Genomic DNA, 21,510 nt, shown 5'->3' with positions numbered 1-21,510 from the left:
TTTATTAACGCTGAGGTGTGATGACGAGGCACTACGGTGCTGAAGTAACAAATGCCCTGCTTCCAGGAAAAGCCTCTAAGCATCAGGTAACACGAAATCGTACCCCAAACCGACACAGGTGGTCAGGTAGAGAATACCAAGGCGCTTGAGAGAACTCGGGTGAAGGAACTAGGCAAAATGGTGCCGTAACTTCGGGAGAAGGCACGCTGATATGTAGGTGAAGTGATTTACTCATGGAGCTGAAATCAGTCGAAGATACCAGCTGGCTGCAACTGTTTATTAAAAACACAGCACTGTGCAAACACGAAAGTGGACGTATACGGTGTGACGCCTGCCCGGTGCCGGAAGGTTAATTGATGGGGTTATCCGTAAGGAGAAGCTCTTGATCGAAGCCCCGGTAAACGGCGGCCGTAACTATAACGGTCCTAAGGTAGCGAAATTCCTTGTCGGGTAAGTTCCGACCTGCACGAATGGCGTAATGATGGCCAGGCTGTCTCCACCCGAGACTCAGTGAAATTGAACTCGCTGTGAAGATGCAGTGTACCCGCGGCAAGACGGAAAGACCCCGTGAACCTTTACTATAGCTTGACACTGAACACTGGTCCTTGATGTGTAGGATAGGTGGGAGGCTTTGAAGTGTGGACGCCAGTCTGCATGGAGCCAACCTTGAAATACCACCCTTTAATGGCTGGTGTTCTAACGTGGACCCGTAATCCGGGTTGCGGACAGTGTCTGGTGGGTAGTTTGACTGGGGCGGTCTCCTCCTAAAGAGTAACGGAGGAGCACGAAGGTTAGCTAATCCTGGTCGGACATCAGGAGGTTAGTGCAAAGGCATAAGCTAGCTTGACTGCGAGAGTGACGGCTCGAGCAGGTGCGAAAGCAGGTCTTAGTGATCCGGTGGTTCTGAATGGAAGGGCCATCGCTCAACGGATAAAAGGTACTCCGGGGATAACAGGCTGATACCGCCCAAGAGTTCATATCGACGGCGGTGTTTGGCACCTCGATGTCGGCTCATCACATCCTGGGGCTGAAGTAGGTCCCAAGGGTATGGCTGTTCGCCATTTAAAGTGGTACGCGAGCTGGGTTTAGAACGTCGTGAGACAGTTCGGTCCCTATCTGCCGTGGGCGCTGGAGAATTGAGGGGGGCTGCTCCTAGTACGAGAGGACCGGAGTGGACGCATCACTGGTGTTCGGGTTGTCATGCCAATGGCATTGCCCGGTAGCTAAATGCGGAAGAGATAAGTGCTGAAAGCATCTAAGCACGAAACTTGCCCCGAGATGAGTTCTCCCTGAGACTATAAGTCTCCTGAAGGAACGTTAAAGACGATGACGTTGATAGGTCGGGTGTGTAAGTGTAGCGATACATTGAGCTAACCGATACTAATGAACCGTGAGGCTTAACCTTACAACGCCGAAGATGTTTTGGCGAAGAGACATCAGATTCAGCTTGATTACAGATGACATCAGAACGCAGAAGCGGTCTGATAACAGAATTTGCCTGGCGGCTGTAGCGCGGTGGTCCCACCTGACCCCATGCCGAACTCAGAAGTGAAACGCCGTAGCGCCGATGGTAGTGTGGGGTCTCCCCATGCGAGAGTAGGGAACTGCCAGGCATCAAATTTAGTGTGCTGATATGGCTCAGTTGGTAGAGCGCACCCTTGGTAAGGGTGAGGTCCCCAGTTCGACTCTGGGTATCAGCACCAGTTTTTCGGGTTAAAGTTTGGCACTTAGTAAAGAATTTGCCTGGCGGCTGTAGCGCGGTGGTCCCACCTGACCCCATGCCGAACTCAGAAGTGAAACGCCGTAGCGCCGATGGTAGTGTGGGGTCTCCCCATGCGAGAGTAGGGAACTGCCAGGCATCAAATAAAAGCGAAAGGCCCAGTCGAAAGACTGGGCCTTTTTGCTTTTTTAACGTATCAGGGAAAATAGGCCGGATACGCGTAAACGCTTTACCCGGCCCACGAGGTTGATATTGCTGTCGGTCTGATACGTGCAGGCAATTGGGCATTAATGTATAACCTGCGACAAAAAGGCACGGGTTCGTTCGGATTTAGGATGGGCAAAAAATTCATCTGGAGGCGCCTGTTCGACAATCTCTCCAAGATCCATAAAGATCACCCGATCCGCTACCGTGCGGGCGAACCCCATTTCATGTGTTACACACAGCATTGTCATTCCCGATTGCGCCAGGCCAATCATCGTATCCAGCACTTCCTTTACCATTTCGGGATCTAACGCTGACGTGGGTTCGTCAAACAGCATGATTTTGGGTTTCATACACAGTGAGCGCGCAATAGCGACACGCTGTTGCTGACCACCGGAAATTTGCCCGGGATATTTATGTGCATGTTCAGCAATGCGGACCCGCTCAAGGTAGTGCATTGCCAGCACTTCGGCTTCTTTCTTCGGCATCTTTTGCACCCAAATAGGAGCCAGTGTGCAGTTTTGCAGAACCGTTAAATGAGGGAAGAGATTAAAGTGCTGAAAGACCATGCCAACTTCCTGTCTGACACGTTCGATATTGCGGATATCTTCGTTGAGCTCGATTCCATCCACGACAATACGCCCTTGCTGATGTTCTTCCAGATGGTTAATACAGCGAATAGTCGTCGATTTTCCGGAACCAGAAGGCCCGCACAATACGATACGTTCTCCCTGTTTTACCTGCAGGTTGATATTTTTCAGGACATGAAACTGCCCATACCATTTGTTGACGTTTTCCAGCGTAATCATCGCGTCAGTGGACGGCATTACTAGTTGGCTCATAAATTCCTCAGTGCGGTGTACGCCCGGTGTTAAAACGTTTTTCCAGATGCTGGCTATAACGCGACATGCTGAAACAGAAAACCCAGTAAATCAGTGCAGCGAAAACATATCCTTCTGTCGACATTCCCAGCCAGGCCGGGTCGACAGTTGCTTGCTGGACGCTGCTAAAGAGATCAAACAGGCCGATGATAATGACCAGGCTGGTATCCTTGAATAGCGCGATGATGGTATTGACCAGGCCGGGAATGACCAGCTTCAGCGCCTGGGGAAGAATAACCAACCCCTGCGTTTTCCAGTACCCAAGCGCCAGTGATTCAGCCGCTTCATATTGACCTTTTGGTAAGGCCTGTAATCCTCCGCGTACCACTTCAGCAACATAGGCTGACTGGAAGAGAATGACACCAACCAGTGCCCGAATAAGTTTGTCGATAGTTGTACCCTCCGACATAAATAGCGGGAGCATGACTGAGGACATAAACAGGACGGTTATAAGCGGCACACCACGCCAGAACTCAATGAAAATGACCGATAAAACACGCACGATCGGCATATGAGAACGGCGGCCTAACGCCAGTAAAATGCCCCACGGAAGCGCGCCTGCAATACCCACGGATGCGATGATAAGCGTCAGTGTTAATCCACCCCACTGGCGAGTTTCTACGCGCTCAAGCCCGAAAAAACCCCCGTACATCAGCCACCAAACCACCACTGGATAAATGACGGCCCAGACGGCGATATAGCGGCCACGGTGGGGGATGATTTTCAAGAACATCGGGATGAAGGAAAGCAGACCAATAATCAGAGCCAGATTGACGCGCCAGCGTTGATCGTGTGGATACAGTCCATACATAAATTGCCCGAAGCGTTCATGGATGAAAACCCAGCAAGCCCCTGCTTTTGTACAATCGGCCCGGCTAGAACCGACCCAGTTGGCCTGCAGGAATGCCCAGTTCAACAGCGGGGGAAGGAACGACCAAATAAGCCACACGCATAGCAATGTGAGCAGGCTGTTTGACCAACTAGAGAACAGGTTTTTACGTACCCAAAATAGAATGCGACTTGCCTGGTTACTGCTCGGGCGCGCGGGGCGAGACAGCAGTGCTTTTGTCATCATGGCTCCTTAGCGCTCAATCAGTGCGATGCGGCGGTTATAAATATTCATCAACAGAGAAATGCTCAGGCTGATGATCAGGTACACCGACATGGTGATGGCGATAGTTTCGATGGCCTGTCCTGTTTGATTGAGCACAGTACCGGCAAACAATGACACCATATCCGGATAGCCAATGGCGGCTGCGAGAGAGGAGTTCTTGACGATATTCAGATACTGGCTGGTCAATGGGGGAATGATGACGCGCAGCGCCTGTGGGATGATCACCTGGCGCAGCGTTACCGGATTTGGCAGGCCCAGCGAGCGTGCTGCTTCATGTTGGCCATAAGGAACAGCCTGAATCCCCGCCCGGATAATTTCAGCAATAAACGCTGAGGTATACACCGAAAGCGCCAGCGTCAGGGCAGCCAGTTCGGGAATAAGCACCATACCGCCACGGAAGTTAAACCCGCGCAGTTCAGGGATATCCCAGTGCAGCGCCGCACCGAAAATCCAATGTGAAATCATCGGTAGAAACACGATTAGCATCAGGGCTGTTGGCCATGTTCGGCGCAACTGGCCTGTTTTGGTCTGGTGCATTTTGTTGAAGCGAAATAACCCAATGGTGATGATGACGGCAAGCATGATTGCGGCACAGAAGGTAATCAGACCTTCTCCCATCTGTGGTGCCGGAATGTAGAGCCCGCGATTGCTCAGAAAGACCAGATCCAGGGTACTAACAGCCTGCCGCGGTCCGGGCAAATTCCGCAATACGGCAAAATACCAAAAGAAGATCTGCAGCAATGGCGGGATATTGCGGAACGTTTCGATATAAATCGTAGAGAGCTTTCGTAGTAACCAGTTATCCGACAGCCGTGCCAGCCCGAGAAAAAAGCCGAGAAATGATGCGAAAACAATGCACAACGCAGAGACTAATAGCGTATTAAGCAGACCGACGATAAAGACGCGGCCATATGTATCGCCTTGCTCGTAATCAATCAGATGCTGGACGATACCAAATCCGGCACTGCGTTCGAGAAAAGAAAATCCCGAGGTAATACCGCGACTGCTCAGGTTATTAATGGTGTTATGAATGAGATAGATCGCAATGCTAACGACCGCAATCACAGCGAGTATTTGAAATAACCAGGCGCGGACCGCAGGGTTAGAAAAGGATAACGATCCTTTTACGTTTGAGCGGCGATGGGGCATAAGAAAACCTCGGTAACTATGACTCTGGGCTGAGCGCCGCAGTTGCGGCGCTCGTTGCATCACTGCGCATTAGCGCACGGGTGGTGCATACTGAATGCCACCGTTATTCCAGAGGTTGTTCTGCCCACGCTTGATCTTCAGCGGGCTTTCCGATCCAACGTTACGCTCAAAGATCTCCGAGTAGTTACCTACCTGCTTGATAATGTTATAAGCCCATTTGTTATCAAGTTTCAGATCCTTGCCATAATCCCCCTCTTTACCTAGCAGGTGCGCCATATCCGGTGTTGCAGGATTTGCCGCTTTTTCGTCAACATTTTTCGAATTAACCCCCATCTCTTCGGCGTTCAGCATAGCGAACAACGTCCAGCGAACAATCGAGAACCACTCGTCGTCACCACGACGCACGACTGGCCCCAGTGGCTCTTTAGAAATAACTTCTGGCAGTACAATCCATTCTGCGGGGTTGCTCAGTTTGATCCGCAGGGCGTACAACTGAGACTGGTCGGAGGCAAGTGTATCGCAGCGCCCTGATTCGAGAGCTTTAGCGGACTCATCAGAACGGTCAAAGGTGACAGGGGTATACTTCATGTTATTGGCTTTAAAGTAGTCGGCCACATTCAGTTCAGTATCTGTTCCTGCCTGAATACAAACCGTTGCGCCATCCAGCTCTTTAGCGCTCTTCAGGCCCGCTTTATTGTGGGTAAGAAAACCGATGCCGTCGTAATACGTTACGCCAGTGAAAGACATTCCCATTCCGGCATCGCGAGAAGAGGTCCATGTGGTATTACGGGAAAGCATATCGACCTCACCAGACTGTAACGCGGTGAAGCGTTCTTTGGCGGTGAGTGGGGTATATTTTACTTTGCTGTCATCACCAAATACGGCAGCGGCAACGCCACGACATACATCGACATCAATACCTGAGAACTTACCGCTTGCATCAGCGTAAGAAAAACCAGGCAGGCCATCACTGATACCACATTGCACAAAACCCTTTTTCTGTACGGCATCGAGAGTTGCGCCGGCATGTGCCTGATTTGCAACCGCAAGCAGCACGCCGGCCGCAGCCAGGCTGGCTATTATCATCTTTTTCATAGAGCATCCTGTGTGGAGGAATTATTGTTATGGAAACGTTCTGAAAACGTCTTTTACCTGTCTGTGGCTATGGCCATACTCTTCTAAGCAAAGGTAGTGCCAGGTTTTTGCGCACGATTATTCGACGCAATATGCAGAGTGTAGACAGGAAAGAATAAATGCAGCGCCCTGAAGTGGTGCAAAATTGAAACGTAAGCCACATTTCGGCGCAAAAAATTTAAAAATAAGACAGGACGCATGATAACGATTTCGGGCGTGAATATCCGTAGCGTGAGAATAATGAAAGGGATGTGCGTTATAACGAAGAATACAGAAAATGCTAATTTGAGTTCATGGATATGTGAAGCGAATCTATAATAATTTTATTTTATGAATGATGCCATGAACTAACATTTTGTCTTATATTAAGATTTAATTCGTATTGCTAAAAGCGCGGTAACGGCCGCGCTTTTATGATTTTTTATTTCGTCAAGGCAACTATCCCAAGCGTCAAGCCGGCAACAGCGGCTGCACCACCGGCTATCGCTCCTGCAGTTTCCCAGTTATCCTGCGTGGTGCCTTTCATACAGGTATTGGTATGAACCAGACGCCCTTGATCGTCATAGACAGGCACACAAGGGGAATCGTGTGCACAGCCAGCCAGTAATGCGGTAAGCAGTGCAACGGGTATTAATCTTTTCATGGTGTTACCTCAAAAATAAGCGTTTCGCTAATTGAGCAAAGGTAAACGCTCAGCCATCTGCGAACTCGACTGCTATTTTACCACTGCTTAAAAAAAGACTGACATGAGGAATAATCTCAATTCATGTGGATTGTAAAAATAATGGATAAAATGGGGCACCTGAAAGTTTGTTCTGCAATGCTTCAGCAAAATTAAATGTCTATCTCATTAATAAATAAAGAACTCATCATCATGTAAAAAGGCGTCTATGGACGCCTTTATTTTACAAATTATTCGTGGTGCCGGCTAAAACGCCGTTTAACGACAACGAAGAAGACGGGAACGAAGAAGATCGCTAACAATGTTGCGGTGAGCATCCCCCCCATAACACCGGTACCAACAGCATTCTGCGCACCGCTACCTGCACCATGGCTGATAACCAGAGGCATAACCCCCAGAATAAACGCCAGGGATGTCATCAGGATTGGACGAAGACGCATGCGCGACGCCTCCAGAGTGGCTTCTATCAATCCTTTGCCCTCTTTATCCATCAGGTCTTTGGCAAATTCGACGATCAGGATGGCGTTCTTCGCCGAGAGGCCAATAGTGGTTAACAGACCCACCTGGAAGTAGACGTCGTTATTCATCCCACGCACTGATGCAGCTAACAGTGCGCCTACCACACCGAGCGGTACAACCAGCATGACGGAGAAGGGAATCGACCAACTCTCATACAACGCGGCCAGGCAAAGGAAGACGACGATTAGCGAGATGGCATAAAGTGCAGGTGCCTGGTTACCCGACAGTCGTTCCTGATAAGACATACCCGTCCAGTCATGACCAATACCGTTTGGCAGCTTTTCTGCGAGGCTTTCCATTAGTGCCATTGCTTCACCCGTACTTCGACCCGGCGCGGCTTCCCCCAGTATTTCCATCGATGGCATGCCGTTGTAACGCTCCAGGCGCGGTGAGCCGTAAACCCAATGCGATGCGCTGAACGCAGAGAACGGAACCATTTCGCCATTGGCACTGCGGATATACAGATTACTGATGTCCGTTGGCAGCATGCGGTATTTAGCATCCGCCTGAACGTACACTTTCTTCACTCGGCCGCGGTCAATAAAGTCATTGACGTAATAGCCGCCCAACGATGCAGAGATGGTCTCGTTAATGTCCGACAGCGAAACGCCCAGTGCTTGTGCTTTCTCCTGATCGACATCCAGTTTGAACTGAGGGGTATCTTCCAGGCCGTTCGGACGCACGCGGACTAACAAATCTGGGTGTTTAGCCACCATACCCAGCAGTTGGTTACGGGCTTGCGTTAATGCCGTATGTCCCAGACCGCCCTGATCGATCAGCTCGAAGTCGAAGCCGGTTGCAGTACCCAATTCAACAATCGCCGGCATGTTGAAGGGGAAGACCAGACCATCGCGGATCTGGCTGAAGGCGCGAGTGGCGCGTGCAATAACCGCTTCGGCGCTGTTTTCCTCTCCGCTACGCTCATCCCAGGGCTTGAGGCTGACGAACGCCAGACCTGAGTTTTGTCCCTGACCGCTGAAGCTAAAGCCGTTAACCGTGAAGACGCTTGCGACGTTAGCTTTCTCATTGTTCAGATAATACTGGGTGACCTGATCCAGCACTTTCTGGGTGCGCTCTTGTGTTGCCCCCGCCGGGAGCTGAATCATAGTCATAAATACGCCCTGATCTTCTTCCGGCAGGAAGGAGGTTGGCAGACGCATAAACAGCACCGCCATGCCAATCACAATGATCAGGTAGACGACCAGATAACGTCCGGTTTTACGCACAATACCGCTGACGCTATTGGTGTAATGGTTGACGCTATGATCGAATTTGGTATTAAACCAGCCAAAGAAACCGCTTTTTTTCTCGTGATGCTCCGCCGAGGCCGGCTTCAACAGCGTTGCGCAAAGTGCGGGAGTCAGGATCAGCGCCACCAGTACAGAAAGCGCCATGGCTGAAACGATGGTGATGGAGAACTGCCGGTAGATAGCCCCGGTTGAACCGCCAAAGAAGGCCATCGGGATAAATACCGCTGACAGCACCATGGCGATACCGACCAGCGCTCCCTGAATTTGTGACATGGATTTTTCCGTCGCCTCTTTGGGCGGCAGATTATCTTCCATCATCACACGTTCCACGTTTTCCACCACCACTATCGCATCATCGACCAATAGACCGATGGCGAGCACCATGCCGAACATCGTCAGGGTGTTTATTGAGTAGCCAAACGCGGCAAGCACGGCAAATGTACCCAACAATACGACGGGTACTGCGATAGTCGGAATGAGCGTTGCCCGGATGTTTTGCAGGAACAAATACATGACCAGGAACACCAGAATGATCGCTTCAAACAGCGTTTTTACCACTTCATGAATGGAGATGGTCACAAACGGGGTGGTGTCGTACGGATAGACCACCTTCATGCCCTGCGGGAAGAAGGGTTGCAGTTCAACCAGCTTGGCTTTGATGGCGTTAGCGGTATCCAGCGCGTTTGCCCCGGTTGCCAGCTTAATACCGAGGCCGGACGCAGGCTTACCGTTAATACGCGCCACCACGTTGTAGTTCTCACCACCCAACTCGATCCGCGCAACGTCCTTCAGGTGAACAACTGAACCATCGCTGTTTACGCGTAAAGTGACTTTGCCGAACTCTTCAGGATCTTTCAGTCGCGTTTGCGCAATGATAGAAGCGTTAAGCTGCTGGTTAGGTAATGCTGGCGTACCGCCTAACTGACCTGCGGCTATCTGATCGTTCTGGACCTTCAACTGATTGATCACATCAACCGGCGTAAGCTGGTATTTGTTCAGCAAGTTCGCATCCAGCCAGATGCGCATAGCATACTGCGCACCAAACAGCTGTACGTCACCCACGCCATTAAGACGACTGATTGAGTCTTTAACGTTAGAGGCAACGTAGTCGGAAATATCATCCTGTGTGGTTTGCGGGTTATCAGAAACAAACCCCGCGACCATTAAAAAGCTGCTGCTGGATTTCTCAACGCCGATCCCCTGCTGCTGGACTTCCTGCGGCAGTAAAGGTGTGGCGAGCTGCAGTTTATTTTGCACCTGAACCTGGGCGATATCGGGGTCGGTACCGGACTGGAAGGTCAGCGTGATGGTCACACTTCCAGCGGAATCGCTGGTGGAGGACATATACATCAGGTTATCGATACCGTTCATATTCTGTTCGATAACCTGCGTAACAGTATCTTGTACCGTCTGCGCATCCGCACCTGGATAGGTTGCGGTAATAGCGACCGCAGGAGGTGCAATGGTTGGGTACTGCGCCACGGGGAGCTGCATGATTGCCAGAGCACCCGCCATCATCAGAATGATGGCCAGTACCCAGGCAAAGATAGGACGCCTGATAAAAAAGTTAGCCATGTCCGGTTACCTTATTGGGCTTTCGTGGCAGAGATTTCGGTGTCGGCAGTTGCTTTAACCTGGACGCCAGGGCGTGCTTTCTGTAAGCCGCTCACGATAACTTTGTCACCCGGTTGCAGACCTTCGCTGATGAGCCACTTGTCGCCAATGGCTTGTGCGGCAACAACGGCGCGAGACTCAACCTGACTTTTATCGTTAACGACCATCACGGTGGCATCGCCGCGAGGCGTACGTGTTACCCCCTGCTGCGGAACGAGAATGGCATTTGGCTGAACACCTTCATCAATGCGCGCACGCACGAACATGCCCGGCAGCAGCGTGTGCTGCGGGTTAGGGAAGACGGCCCTGAGGGTGATGGATCCGGTACTTTCATCAACCGTCACGTCAGAAAATTGCAAAGAGCCTTTCAGCGGGTACGACTGACCATTTTCCATTACCAGTTCGACGGTACTGCTGGCGCTGTCTTTATGCAGGCTCCCTTGCTCAACTGACTGTTTGAGGCGCATAAAGTCATTGCTGGACTGCGTTACGTCGACATAAATAGGATCAAGCTGTTGAACGGTAGCAAGCTCAGTCGCCTGGCCATTCGTGACTAATGCGCCTTCGGTGACGTTAGATTTACCGATCCGTCCGCTAATGGGCGATGTCACTTTGGTGTAGGCCAGGTTAATACGTGCGCTTTCGACCGCGGCTTTTGCTGCGATTACGGATGCATCGGCCTGGCGGGCATCAGCAATGGCCTGATCGTACTCTTGCTGGCTGATGTACTTAGTGCCTACCAGCGGAACATAACGTTTTACCGTTAAATGCGCGATAGCTGCCGCCGCTTCACTCTTTGCCAGCTCGCCTTTGGCGCTGTCATAGTCAGCCTGGTAAGTCGCGGGGTCGATCTGATAAAGCGACTGACCGGCTTCAACATCGCTTCCCTCAGTGAAATTCCGTTTAAGTACAATCCCGCTAACCTGAGGACGGACTTCTGCGATACGAAATGCCGTTGTGCGCCCGGGTAATTCGGTCGTCACGGCTAAGGGCGCCTTTTCGACGACATGGACAGTCACCTGCGGCTCTGCGGGATGAGCTTGTGTTTCTCCCTGATCGTTACAACCGGCGAGTAATGCAGCGGAGATGATGATGAATGAGGGCAGGAGTGAAAACCTGGCATTTTTCGTCATTTCTATTCCTTAAAAAACCGAACGCTCGTTATTAACCGGGTAACGCAGAGGCGATAACGCGCACAAGAAAAATAATAGTTGGCTATCCTACAAATTATTAGCTTGCGATGTAAGCAATACTTATTTATGGGCGCGACACACGGCACATAAAAACAAAAAAAGATTAATCCTCTGCTGTTTTATTATGGTGTTAATAGCAATACTATGATGCGCATAAATACATATTGAAATAAGTATTTGGTTGGTGAATGTATTTAAGGTTTTTATATGCTTTGTTTATTCGTGTGCAATGTCAGCAATTAACGCTTTTAGACCTCGTCTAAATAAACGCTAAGTGATACATTTATTTCGTTTAGCAAATATTAGATAAGAAAGTTAATCATTCTCCACTCTACTCCGGACAGTCGGAACCATGGCCAGAAGAACGAAAGCTGATGCTCTCAAAACGCGACAGCACCTGATTGAAACAGCGATAGCGCAGTTTGCCGCGCGCGGCGTAAGCAATACGACGCTCAACGACATTGCGGACGCGGCCAACGTTACGCGGGGAGCGCTCTATTGGCATTTCGAAAATAAAACGCAGCTTTTTAATGAGCTTTGGTTACAGCAGCCGCCCTTGCGCGATCTTATTCAGGAGCGGCTCGTGGGCCGTTGGGGAGATAACCCACTACAGCGGCTACAAGAAAGATTAGTTGTGGGTTTGCAATATATTGCTGAGAATCCTCGACAGCAGGCATTAATGCAGATTTTATATCATAAATGTGAATTCCATAATGATATGATATCGGAACAGACTATTCGTGAAAAAATTGGTATCAACCATCTGGGTATGCGCATTGCCTTGCAGAAATGTATGGACGATGGGCTTATCGCAACCAGCCTTGATTTAGACGTTATAATAATTATTCTTCATGGGAGTTTTAGTGGCATTGTTAAGAACTGGCTCATTAATCCAATGAGTTATGATCTTTATAAACAAGCGCCAGTATTAGTTGATAATGTATTAAAAATGTTAAGCCCTGATGGCTGCATGCTGCAATTGATTCAGGGTGAGGATCAGGCTGGCTAGTTTCTGCCGCCATGGACTGACGGCAGTTGCAGAACGGTAAGTCACCGGACGTACTATTCGAGGTCGATACAGTTGACCAGCTTGAGGGGATTTACTGAGTTCATATTCCGGCACTTATCGTGCTCTGTTGTCATCAACTCTATCCACTGAATGAGTAGCGCATCAAAAAGAAAAACAAAGACAGCAAAAACAACCAGCCACCAATACTTGCGAATCATTACCAAATCCTGTGTATTCATGCCCAAGCGTGCAGGGAATATACACGAAATCTAAAAGCTGAAAAGCAGACTTACAATGCTTTTACTTTGCTGAAATTCCACCGCTCTTTTCCGGTAATCGACTCTTTTTAGACAGGTTTTTCGTCTTGCGCTTTTTCACCTTTGCAAGCTCATTCTCTGAAAAATGAGAACCAATACTCAATCTTCTGAGCCCCATTTTTACGTATTCGGCATTGATTTCAATCCCGACAAACTTGCGACCTAATTCCACGGCAGTGGCACCGGTTGTGAAGCTACCGGCAAACGGATCCAGCACTTTGTCATCTGGGTTGGAGGAAGCCAGAATGATGCGCTCCAGCAGGGCTTTGGGTTTCTGCGTGGGGTGGTTTTCGTATTCATCCATCAGGTAGCGAACACGTGGAAACTCCCAGACATTACCGGGTACTTTTTTATGATTGTAGGGCTGAGGTGGGTTTTTTCTGTAGTCTATTAGCGCGCGTTTCGCCCCGGTTTTCGCTTCAACCAAAATATCATCACGGTTAAATGTATAACTTTTTGGGTCTTTGACCATCATCAGGATCGGTTCATACATGGAGCCAAAGTACTTTTTGGCCTGTACCCCTGAGCTATCATAGGCCCACACAATACGGCTCTTGATGGTAAAAAGCTGTCGACATTTGAGGTCGATGTACGGCATGTTCTCCGTACTGTTCATGATGTACATGGTGCCTTGTGGCTTTAATATTCGATGGCATTCATCAATGCACTCGAACAGCGAGGCCAGAAAGCTCTCTTCGTCCCAGGATTCTACCAACCCGTCAAAGTCTTTCCCGATGTTATAAGGTGGGTCGGCAAAGATCAGATCGATGCTTTCAGACGGCAGCTTTTTCAGTTCAGTCAGCGCATCACCCTGGATTATCTTTTTTGATTCATCACCAAAGTAGACAGGTTCACATCTCGCTTTCATCACCAAAGCCTCCGTGTGACGCGAATAAAAAAGGCGCTTCCCCATGCCGAGTAGCGCCTTTTAAAACAAACATTTCGCTGATTAGTATCAGTTCATGCCGTATTTTTTCAGTTTTTTACGCAGCGTACCACGGTTGATGCCCATCATCAGGGCAGCACGGGTCTGGTTACCGCGGGTGTATTGCATCACCATGTCCAACAGGGGCTGTTCTACTTCAGCCAGTACCAGCTCATAGAGATCGTTAACATCCTGACCATTCAATTGAGCAAAATAGTTCTTCAGTGCCTGTTTAACCGAGTCACGCAGGGGTTTTTGAGTTACCTGATCCTGAGAGTTAACGGTAGAAACGGTCAGTACGTCAGAATTTACGCGTTGTTCGAACATAGTTCTGTCAGCTCTTTATTTCTGTTTACGCAAAATTTTCGAAGTATGCCTCCAACGCCGCCAGCTGTTCGCTGGAGTCTTCAATGGCGTTGAATGTGCGCCGAAACTGGTCATCCGGAGCGTGTTCCTGGAGATACCAGGATACGTGTTTACGCGCAATTCGGTACCCTTTTGCCTGACCATAAAAGTCGTGCAATTCCCGAACATGCGCACAAAGCAAGCGCTTCACCTCTGCCAGAGGCAGCGGGGGCAGCAGCTCCCCAGTGTCCAGATAATGCTGGATTTCCCGAAAGATCCAGGGTCTTCCCTGAGCTGCACGTCCTATCATCAGGGCATCCGCCCCCGTATAGTCGAGTACAGCTCTGGCTTTATGCGGGTCAGTAATGTCGCCATTCGCGATAATCGGAATGGAAACTTTCTGCTTAACTGCCCGAATACTGTCGTACTCAGCATCTCCATTGAACAAACAGGCGCGGGTGCGTCCATGAATGGTCAGAGCCTGAATGCCACAGTCTTCAGCCAGTTGGGCAATCTCTACGCAGTTACGGTGTTCCGGAGCCCAGCCGGTGCGAATCTTGAGTGTGACAGGAACGTCCACTGCATTGACGACCTCGGTTAGTATCGATTTCACTAAATCCGGGTACTGCAAGAGGGCTGAACCTGCGAGCTTGCGATTCACTTTTTTAGCCGGACACCCCATATTGATATCAATAATCTGGGCGCCGCTTTCCACGTTAATACGTGCGGCATCAGCCATCTCAACAGGATCGCTACCGGCAATTTGCACCGTGCGAATTCCTGGCTCATCAACGTGCACCATACGTAAACGAGATTTGTCGCTTTCCCAAACCTGCGGGTTAGAAGACATCATCTCGGATACCGTCAATCCTGCTCCCATCTCATAGCACAGCGTCCTGAATGGTCTGTCAGTGATGCCAGCCATAGGTGCTGCGATCAGGCGATTTCTGAGCTGGTATTGTCCGATGCGCATGAGTTAAGAAATGACCATACTGTGACTGCAAGGCGGCGTATATTACGCATTTTTTGCATGAGATGAAAGGCCAAACTTTGACCAATCCACTGAGGTGGATCAATGAATTGCTGACTAAGTACACAGTTTCAAATTAAAAGCTTTAATAATCATTTGGATACGTAGTTGCGCTAATTTATCATCCGTTTATAAATTCCGAAAACTTCTCTTTTTTTATTGCGCTCAGGCTCAGGACATCAGGATAAAAAGCTGTTTTTGTGTACAAATAGTGACTTTGTAATGCGATCTCGCTCCCATTTCCGCAAATCATTTTGCGAAAACGAAAGCGATTTTGGGGTTAGCGATAGTAATGCGTGACGATTATTTTTTCTGACCGGTAATACGGCACCACTCTTCTTTTTCGATGACCGGATCGAGTGTAAAGAGATCGGCATAGGCCTCACAGACACTTTCCGCCTGGCTGGCAAGAATGCCAGAAAGACCCAGTAAACCGCCCTCAACGGGCAGTACGCTGATTAACGGCGCCAGTTCACGTAATGGGCCCGCGAGGATGTTGGCGACCACCACGTCGGCTTTCATGGCTTCTGGCTGGTCTTTCGGCAGATAAAGCTCCAGACGCTCAGAAACGCCATTACGCTGGGCGTTATCACGGCTGGCCTGAATCGCTTGTGGATCGATATCCACGCCGATGGCTTTCGCTGCGCCCAGTTTCAATGCCGCAATCGCCAGAATGCCGGAGCCGCAGCCAAAGTCGATAACCGTTTTGCCGTTAAGATCGAGACCGTCCAGCCATTGCAGGCACAGAGAGGTGGTGGGGTGAGTGCCGGTACCAAACGCCAGACCCGGGTCCAGCATTACATTGACGGCGTTCTCATCCGGGACATCGCGCCAGCTCGGGCAAATCCACAGGCGTTCGCCAAAGCGCATCGGATGGAAGTTATCCATCCATTCGCGTTCCCAGTCTTTATCTTCAAGCTGTTCGATTTTATGCGCGAAACCTTCACCCAGCAGCGGATGCTGCTCCAGAATGGCAACGACTTCTTTCATGTCGGTTTCTGCGTCGAACAAGCCGATAACATCGGTATCGCCCCACAGGCGAGTCTCGCCCGGCAGAGGCTCGAACACCGGCGTATCATGCGTATCCTGGAAAGTGATGGAAACGGAGCCCGCTTCCATTAGTGCATCGCTTAACTCTTCTGCGTTAGCACCCGTTGTGTTCAGTTTCAGTTGGATCCATGGCATGGCAAAACTCTTTATTTATCAGTAGTCAATATGGCAGCTTGCGGGACGGTAGAACCGAAACGGTTTCCGACCAGGAAAGCCAGCAAACTTATCAGCAACGAGGGCACGATCGGATGGAAGCCCAGGTACTGAACGTTAAAGGTAGCAAGTACGGCATACAACACGCCGCCGACAATCATCGCGCTCAATGCGCCAGTCGCGTTTGCTCGCTCCCAGTACAGGCCCAGCACCAGCGGCCACAGGAAGACCGCTTCCAACCCGCCAAACGCCAGCAGGTTGAGCCAGATAATCATCTCTGGCGGTTTCCAGGCGGCCAGCAGCAGTAACGCGCCCAGCAGTAGGGTGATCACAGCGGACATGCGCTTCAGCCGGGTTTCGTTTTTCAACTGTTCCGGACGAAGGTTCAGGTACAGATCCTTAATGATCGTAGCGGAACTTTGCAGCAATTGGGCATTGATCGTTGACATGATCGCGGCCATGGGGGCCGCGAGGAAGATCCCGGCAGCTACCGGTGGCAACACTTTGACCATCAGAGTCGGGATCACCAGATCCGGTACCGTCAGGTCAGGGATCACCGCACGTCCCAACGCACCCGCCAGATGCATGCCAAACATCAGGATCGCCACCACGATGGTGCCGATGATAATCCCACGGTGTACCGCTTTACTGTCTTTATAGGAGATACAGCGTACCGCCGTATGCGGAAGTCCAATCACGCCAAAACACACCAGTACCCAGAATGAGGTCATAAACGTGGGTGACAGAATGTCATCCGCGCCCTGCGGTGAGACCAGTTTCGGATCGATGGTTTGCAGGGTTACTACCGCATTGCTAAGGCCGCCGGCGGCATGAACGACGCCGACCAGCAGAACGATAGTCCCAATCAGCATTACCATGCCTTGCATGGTGTCGTTCAGTACGCTGGCGCGAAATCCGCCGAATGCCGTATATAAAGCGATACTGACGCCAAAGATCAGCAAACCGGTTTCGTAAGGAATACCCGCAGCCGTTTCCAGCAAACGTGCGCCGCCAATAAACTGTACGGTCATTGCTCCGACAAACGCGACCAGCAGGCTAAGACTTGCCAGCCACACCAGTAGACGGCTCTGGTAGCGGGCGAACAGCATGTCGTTAAGGGTTACGGCGTTGTGACGGCGCGCCAGAATGGCGAATTTCTTCCCGAGGATCCCCAAAGAGAGCCAGACGGCGGGCAACTGTATCATCGCCAGCAGCACCCATCCCAATCCGTATTTATAAGCCGCGCCAGGGCCGCCAATAAACGAACTGGCGCTAATGTAGGTTGCCGTTAGCGTCATGGCCAATACGACCCCGCCCATCGAGCGGCTGCCGAGGAAATATTCGTTCAGGAAAGTACCGGTCGATCTCTTACGCATAGCGTAAACAGAGAGACCGAAGACCACCAACAGATAGGCGACCAGCGGCAAAATAACTTCAAGCTGCATCGTCATCCTCCAACGGAATGTCGCGATAGATAAACTTCACCATCGCCCAGCACAGTACGATGAAAACCAGCGGCGTTAGCAGGCAGGCCATTTCGAACCAGTGCGGTAAGCCGGTAAAACCGAGCGTGGAATCTGGTAAGTAAGCGGTTACTAACCATGTGGCAAGATATAAAAGGGTCAGCCACAGCGCCCAGCGCGCCTCTTTATGGGCCTGAACAAAACGAGCGTCCATTTTTTGTCCCTTGTGGATAAAGAAAGCGGGGATTGTACCTTATGGCGCGTTCGGGAGGGGAGAAAAACAAAAGGCCGGAATTTCCGGCCTTTTCGGTTAACACATGCTTACTTTTCCTGAAGTCCGAGTTTTTTCTCCAGATAGTGGATATTGGTTCCACCATGCTGGAAGTGCTCGTCATTCATGATGCGGATCTGCAGATCAACGTTGGTTTTGATACCGTCGATGATCAGTTCCTGCAATGCGTTTTTCATACGGGCGATCGCTACGTCGCGGTTTTCGCCGTAGCAAATCAGCTTACCGATCATTGAGTCATAGTACGGAGGTACAGTGTAGCCTGCGTAAATATGAGACTCCCAGCGCACACCAAAGCCACCCGGCGCGTGGAAACGCGTGATTTTACCCGGGCTTGGCAGGAAGGTGTTCGGGTCTTCGGCGTTGATACGGCATTCTACCGCATGGCCTTTAACCACAACTTCATCCTGCTTGATGGACAGCGGTTGTCCTGCCGCGATACGCAGCTGCTCTTTGATCAGGTCAACGCCGGTGATCATTTCGGTTACCGGGTGTTCAACCTGAATACGGGTGTTCATCTCAATGAAGTAGAACTCGCCGTTTTCGAACAGGAACTCGAAAGTACCTGCCCCGCGATAGCCGATATCAACGCACGCTTTGGCGCAACGCTCGCCGATGTAGCGACGCAGTTCCGGGGTAATACCCGGCGCAGGTGCTTCTTCGACGACTTTCTGGTGACGACGCTGCATGGAGCAGTCACGTTCAGCCAGATAAATCGCGTTACCCTGACCGTCAGCCAGCACCTGAATTTCGATGTGGCGTGGGTTTTCCAGGTACTTCTCCATGTAAACCATGTCGTTGTTGAAAGCCGCTTTCGCTTCCGCTTTGGTCATGGAGATGGATTGTGCCAGTTCGGCATCGCTGCGCACGACGCGCATACCGCGACCGCCGCCGCCGCCGGAGGCTTTGATGATAACCGGGTAGCCGATACGTTTAGCATGAGCGCGGTTAGCGTCCATGTCATCGCCCAGCGGGCCGTCAGAGCCTGGAACGGTCGGTACGCCAGCTTTCTTCATCGCGGTGATCGCGGACACTTTGTCGCCCATCAGGCGGATAGTGTCGGCTTTCGGGCCGATGAAGATAAAACCAGAACGTTCTACCTGTTCAGCGAAGTTGGCGTTCTCAGAGAGGAAGCCATAACCCGGGTGGATTGCCACTGCGCCGGTGATTTCAGCGGCGCTAATGATTGCCGGGATGTTCAGATAGCTTTTTACGGACGCAGCCGGGCCAATACAGACCGTCTCATCCGCCAGCAATACGTGTTTTAAATCGCGATCCGCGCTTGAGTGCACGGCGACAGTCTTGATGCCCAGTTCTTTACAGGCACGAAGAATACGCAAGGCAATCTCGCCGCGGTTAGCGATGACAATTTTATCCAACATGTTCGCCTCGTTATTCGATGACGACCAGCGGCTCGTCAAATTCTACCGGTTGACCACTTTCTACCAGAATCGCTTTCACTACGCCGGATTTGTCGGCTTCGATCTGGTTCATCATTTTCATGGCTTCAACGATGCACAGGGTATCGCCCGCATTCACTTTCTGGCCGATTTCGATGAACGCTTTAGCATCCGGGCTCGGGGTGCGGTAGAACGTACCAACCATTGGGGAGCGTACGATGTGACCACTGATTTCCGCTGCTGCCGGCGCTTCCATACTTGGAGTGGCAGTTTGTGCGACAGCGTTAGACAGAGCTGGCTGCTGCATCACTGGTGCAGCATAAGCCTGTTGCATCATTGGAAAACTTGCAGCTGGCGCTGCACGGCTGATGCGTACAGACTCTTCGCCTTCAGAAATTTCCAGTTCGGAGATGCCTGATTCTTCAACCAGCTCGATCAGTTTTTTAATCTTACGAATATCCATGAGTGGGTTCCGTACTCTTTGTTTAGTGAGATTGTGACAGGCGTTTTACCGCCGTCTGTATAGCATTTTTATAACAGTGAGTGACAAGATGCCACGCATCTCAGGCGTTGCACTGCGTGCTGCGGCCATTATATGAGATTGCCAGACTTGTTAGTCATTGTGCGGCTATCTTCTGCCATTTTCGGGTAAAAGACAAAATATACCTTCAATATGCGATTGTCACCCTTTCTGCGCTGTAAAAACGCTACCGGGGAGAGCAAAGGCGCACATTATAACTATTTCGTAGCAATTGGCAGCTAAATACTGGTCTTATCAGGGAAGATAATCAACCGCTGGCATGTAAAGAACATGGGTTCGTCTGTGTTTTGCAACGTACTGCACATATCGTGAAACTACCGCCACCACTGGCGAAACTTCTTGTAGCGGCAGGCTAACAGCACCGCTGCAAGTGCGGCATAAATAATCGGTTGCGGAGAGATAATTTTTACCGACCACAAATAATGTATGGGTGCCAGGATCGCCACAAGATAGACGAAGTTGTGCAGATACTGCCAATATTTACCCAGTTTTCGCTGGGCTGCCTGTGTAGAGGTCAAGGCGAGGGCGAATAAAATGACCCAGCTGAAAATACCCAACATCAAATAAGGTCGAGTAGTAAGTTCCCGCCCCAGCAATGCCAGGTTATTAATGCCTAATTCCAGTAGCGCATAGCTGGTTAAATGTAACGTCGCCCAGGCGAAACACCATAGCCCTAACAGGCGACGAGTGCGTATCAATAATGGCTGTTTAGCGTAGCGCGCCAACGGCGCCACCAGCAAGGTAGCCAGTAGGAATTTCAGAGCTGTCCGACCGGTAAAGTGCTGAATGTCTTTGACCGGATCGGCGCTCAGTCCCCCATGATTTACCGCCCAAAATAGCCAGAGAAACGGTAAAAGCCCGGTAAGATGCAGGCAAACTTTCAGCCAGGTAATCTGTTTTGCAGTCAGGCGCACTTAAAAATTCTCCCGCAGATCGAGACCTCGGTACAGGGAAGCGACTTCCTTTGCATAGCCGTTAAACAGCAACGTGGGCTGGCGCTGTACATCCAGTATGCCGCCCGCGCCGATGAAGCGTTCAGTCGCTTGTGACCAGCGGGGATGATCGACATGAGGATTCACATTGGCATAAAAACCGTATTCATCGGACGCAGCCATATTCCAGGTGGTTGGCGGGCGTTCACGCGTCAGTTTAATACTGACGATCGACTTAATGCCTTTAAACCCGTATTTCCATGGCACCGTTAAGCGAATAGGGGCACCATTTTGTGGTGGAAGTGCCTTGCCATACACGCCCACTGTAAGCAGAGTGAGCGGGTGCATGGCCTCATCCAGACGTAGCCCTTCAACATAAGGATATTTTAACCCACCGCCAATAAAGCGATCTTTCTGTCCCGGCATCTCTTCAGGGGCATAACGTGTTTCGAACGCGACATATTTTGCATTGCTGGTGGGTTCAACCAGCGCTAACAGTTTATGTAAAGGAAAACCAATCCACGGTACGACCATCGACCAGGCTTCAACACAGCGCATTCGATATATACGCTCTTCCAGTGGGAAGCGGGTGGTCA

The 21,510-nt window shown here is 50.6% G+C and carries 19 protein-coding genes, 1 tRNA gene and 3 rRNA genes (1 of these 23 only partly in view); 5 read left to right on the top strand and 18 right to left on the bottom strand.

What is annotated here, in order from left to right; all coding sequences use genetic code 11:
* The 4 genes from JTI85_RS20035 to rrf (JTI85_RS20020) all read left to right on the top strand — a co-directional run.
* A 23S ribosomal RNA gene (locus JTI85_RS20035) occupies positions 1-1,405 on the top strand (it extends 1,502 nt beyond the left edge of the window).
* 92 nt (positions 1,406-1,497) lie between these two features.
* Positions 1,498-1,613, top strand: a 5S ribosomal RNA gene (gene rrf / locus JTI85_RS20030).
* A gap of 14 nt (positions 1,614-1,627) precedes the next feature.
* A tRNA-Thr gene (locus JTI85_RS20025) sits at positions 1,628-1,703 on the top strand.
* 39 nt (positions 1,704-1,742) lie between these two features.
* Positions 1,743-1,858, top strand: a 5S ribosomal RNA gene (gene rrf, locus JTI85_RS20020).
* Positions 1,859-2,007: 149 nt separating this feature from the next.
* Here the strand turns inward: rrf (JTI85_RS20020) and JTI85_RS20015 are convergent.
* The 7 genes from JTI85_RS20015 to JTI85_RS19985 all read right to left on the bottom strand — a co-directional run bounded on the left by JTI85_RS20015 (position 2,008) and on the right by JTI85_RS19985 (position 11,400).
* Positions 2,008-2,766, bottom strand: coding sequence for an amino acid ABC transporter ATP-binding protein (locus JTI85_RS20015; protein WP_061068714.1), 759 nt, complete (start codon positions 2,764-2,766; stop codon positions 2,008-2,010).
* Positions 2,767-2,773: 7 nt separating this feature from the next.
* Positions 2,774-3,877: an amino acid ABC transporter permease gene (locus tag JTI85_RS20010; RefSeq protein ID WP_048213471.1), complete on the bottom strand. Its 1,104-nt coding sequence runs from the start codon at positions 3,875-3,877 to the stop codon at positions 2,774-2,776.
* Positions 3,878-3,886: 9 nt separating this feature from the next.
* Positions 3,887-5,068 (bottom strand): amino acid ABC transporter permease, encoded by a 1,182-nt coding sequence (locus JTI85_RS20005; protein ID WP_115642770.1) that lies wholly within the window; start codon positions 5,066-5,068, stop codon positions 3,887-3,889.
* Between the two features lie 69 nt (positions 5,069-5,137).
* Complete coding sequence (locus tag JTI85_RS20000) at positions 5,138-6,163, bottom strand: amino acid ABC transporter substrate-binding protein (protein WP_061068712.1); 1,026 nt, start codon at positions 6,161-6,163, stop codon at positions 5,138-5,140.
* A gap of 460 nt (positions 6,164-6,623) precedes the next feature.
* Positions 6,624-6,845: a membrane protein gene (locus JTI85_RS19995; protein WP_048213468.1), complete on the bottom strand. Its 222-nt coding sequence runs from the start codon at positions 6,843-6,845 to the stop codon at positions 6,624-6,626.
* Between the two features lie 269 nt (positions 6,846-7,114).
* Positions 7,115-10,228 carry an efflux RND transporter permease subunit gene (locus tag JTI85_RS19990; RefSeq protein WP_219351942.1) on the bottom strand — a complete coding sequence of 1,038 codons (3,114 nt, stop codon included), beginning with the start codon at positions 10,226-10,228 and terminating at the stop codon, positions 7,115-7,117.
* An 11-nt stretch (positions 10,229-10,239) separates the two neighbouring features.
* Positions 10,240-11,400, bottom strand: coding sequence for an efflux RND transporter periplasmic adaptor subunit (locus JTI85_RS19985; RefSeq protein WP_101741930.1), 1,161 nt, complete (start codon positions 11,398-11,400; stop codon positions 10,240-10,242).
* A gap of 412 nt (positions 11,401-11,812) precedes the next feature.
* Here JTI85_RS19985 and envR point away from each other — a divergent pair, with 412 nt between their 5' ends.
* The gene (gene envR / locus JTI85_RS19980; protein ID WP_061068709.1) at positions 11,813-12,469 is read left to right on the top strand and encodes an acrEF/envCD operon transcriptional regulator; all 657 of its coding nucleotides are present in this window, start codon (positions 11,813-11,815) and stop codon (positions 12,467-12,469) included.
* A 53-nt stretch (positions 12,470-12,522) separates the two neighbouring features.
* Here the strand turns inward: envR and JTI85_RS19975 are convergent, their stop codons facing one another.
* From JTI85_RS19975 to msrP, 11 genes are all read right to left on the bottom strand, one after another.
* Positions 12,523-12,687, bottom strand: coding sequence for a DUF2556 family protein (locus tag JTI85_RS19975; protein WP_048213464.1), 165 nt, complete (start codon positions 12,685-12,687; stop codon positions 12,523-12,525).
* Positions 12,688-12,769: 82 nt separating this feature from the next.
* Positions 12,770-13,654 carry an adenine-specific DNA-methyltransferase gene (gene yhdJ / locus JTI85_RS19970; protein ID WP_048213509.1) on the bottom strand — a complete coding sequence of 295 codons (885 nt, stop codon included), beginning with the start codon at positions 13,652-13,654 and terminating at the stop codon, positions 12,770-12,772.
* An 87-nt stretch (positions 13,655-13,741) separates the two neighbouring features.
* On the bottom strand, positions 13,742-14,038 hold the full coding sequence (gene fis, locus JTI85_RS19965) for a DNA-binding transcriptional regulator Fis (RefSeq protein WP_000462905.1): 297 nt from the start codon (positions 14,036-14,038) through the stop codon (positions 13,742-13,744).
* A gap of 25 nt (positions 14,039-14,063) precedes the next feature.
* The gene (gene dusB / locus JTI85_RS19960) at positions 14,064-15,029 is read right to left on the bottom strand and encodes a tRNA dihydrouridine synthase DusB (protein ID WP_003025224.1); all 966 of its coding nucleotides are present in this window, start codon (positions 15,027-15,029) and stop codon (positions 14,064-14,066) included.
* A gap of 360 nt (positions 15,030-15,389) precedes the next feature.
* Positions 15,390-16,271 carry a 50S ribosomal protein L11 methyltransferase gene (gene prmA, locus JTI85_RS19955; RefSeq protein ID WP_003025221.1) on the bottom strand — a complete coding sequence of 294 codons (882 nt, stop codon included), beginning with the start codon at positions 16,269-16,271 and terminating at the stop codon, positions 15,390-15,392.
* A gap of 11 nt (positions 16,272-16,282) precedes the next feature.
* On the bottom strand, positions 16,283-17,734 hold the full coding sequence (gene panF / locus JTI85_RS19950) for a sodium/pantothenate symporter (RefSeq protein ID WP_219351941.1): 1,452 nt from the start codon (positions 17,732-17,734) through the stop codon (positions 16,283-16,285).
* Positions 17,724-17,966 (bottom strand): YhdT family protein, encoded by a 243-nt coding sequence (locus JTI85_RS19945; protein WP_048213462.1) that lies wholly within the window; start codon positions 17,964-17,966, stop codon positions 17,724-17,726. The genes panF and JTI85_RS19945 overlap by 11 nt, the downstream gene beginning before the upstream one ends.
* A gap of 107 nt (positions 17,967-18,073) precedes the next feature.
* Positions 18,074-19,423: an acetyl-CoA carboxylase biotin carboxylase subunit gene (gene accC, locus JTI85_RS19940; RefSeq protein ID WP_003025213.1), complete on the bottom strand. Its 1,350-nt coding sequence runs from the start codon at positions 19,421-19,423 to the stop codon at positions 18,074-18,076.
* A 10-nt stretch (positions 19,424-19,433) separates the two neighbouring features.
* Entirely contained in the window at positions 19,434-19,904 is a 471-nt protein-coding gene (gene accB, locus JTI85_RS19935) for an acetyl-CoA carboxylase biotin carboxyl carrier protein (protein ID WP_005121378.1), read from the bottom strand.
* A gap of 392 nt (positions 19,905-20,296) precedes the next feature.
* Positions 20,297-20,896: a protein-methionine-sulfoxide reductase heme-binding subunit MsrQ gene (msrQ, locus tag JTI85_RS19930; RefSeq protein WP_048213461.1), complete on the bottom strand. Its 600-nt coding sequence runs from the start codon at positions 20,894-20,896 to the stop codon at positions 20,297-20,299.
* Positions 20,897-21,510, bottom strand: a 614-nt coding sequence (gene msrP / locus JTI85_RS21640) for a protein-methionine-sulfoxide reductase catalytic subunit MsrP (RefSeq protein ID WP_255574916.1), incomplete at its 5' end; no start/stop codon positions are given.

Source organism: Citrobacter sp. Colony219, from assembly GCF_019382635.1.
Classification (GTDB): domain Bacteria; phylum Pseudomonadota; class Gammaproteobacteria; order Enterobacterales; family Enterobacteriaceae; genus Citrobacter; species Citrobacter youngae.
Note: the sequence above shows the minus strand (reverse complement) of the source record. Positions and strands in the feature narration are given on the sequence as shown.

Bases quoted from the DNA above. Each gene is read 5' to 3' on its own strand.
- JTI85_RS20000 (WP_061068712.1), bottom strand. From the start codon at position 6,163: ATGAAAAAGATGATAATAGCCAGCCTGGCTGCGGCCGGCGTGCTGCTT.
- JTI85_RS20015 (WP_061068714.1), bottom strand. From the start codon at position 2,766: ATGAGCCAACTAGTAATGCCGTCCACTGACGCGATGATTACGCTGGAA.
- JTI85_RS19995 (WP_048213468.1), bottom strand. From the start codon at position 6,845: ATGAAAAGATTAATACCCGTTGCACTGCTTACCGCATTACTGGCTGGC.
- dusB (WP_003025224.1), bottom strand. From the start codon at position 15,029: ATGCGCATCGGACAATACCAGCTCAGAAATCGCCTGATCGCAGCACCT.
- JTI85_RS20010 (WP_048213471.1), bottom strand. From the start codon at position 3,877: ATGACAAAAGCACTGCTGTCTCGCCCCGCGCGCCCGAGCAGTAACCAG.
- JTI85_RS19990 (WP_219351942.1), bottom strand. From the start codon at position 10,228: ATGGCTAACTTTTTTATCAGGCGTCCTATCTTTGCCTGGGTACTGGCC.
- yhdJ (WP_048213509.1), bottom strand. From the start codon at position 13,654: ATGAAAGCGAGATGTGAACCTGTCTACTTTGGTGATGAATCAAAAAAG.
- JTI85_RS19975 (WP_048213464.1), bottom strand. From the start codon at position 12,687: ATGATTCGCAAGTATTGGTGGCTGGTTGTTTTTGCTGTCTTTGTTTTT.
- fis (WP_000462905.1), bottom strand. From the start codon at position 14,038: ATGTTCGAACAACGCGTAAATTCTGACGTACTGACCGTTTCTACCGTT.
- envR (WP_061068709.1), top strand. From the start codon at position 11,813: ATGGCCAGAAGAACGAAAGCTGATGCTCTCAAAACGCGACAGCACCTG.
- prmA (WP_003025221.1), bottom strand. From the start codon at position 16,271: ATGCCATGGATCCAACTGAAACTGAACACAACGGGTGCTAACGCAGAA.
- accC (WP_003025213.1), bottom strand. From the start codon at position 19,423: ATGTTGGATAAAATTGTCATCGCTAACCGCGGCGAGATTGCCTTGCGT.
- JTI85_RS19985 (WP_101741930.1), bottom strand. From the start codon at position 11,400: ATGACGAAAAATGCCAGGTTTTCACTCCTGCCCTCATTCATCATCATC.
- JTI85_RS20005 (WP_115642770.1), bottom strand. From the start codon at position 5,068: ATGCCCCATCGCCGCTCAAACGTAAAAGGATCGTTATCCTTTTCTAAC.
- panF (WP_219351941.1), bottom strand. From the start codon at position 17,734: ATGCAGCTTGAAGTTATTTTGCCGCTGGTCGCCTATCTGTTGGTGGTC.
- accB (WP_005121378.1), bottom strand. From the start codon at position 19,904: ATGGATATTCGTAAGATTAAAAAACTGATCGAGCTGGTTGAAGAATCA.
- JTI85_RS19945 (WP_048213462.1), bottom strand. From the start codon at position 17,966: ATGGACGCTCGTTTTGTTCAGGCCCATAAAGAGGCGCGCTGGGCGCTG.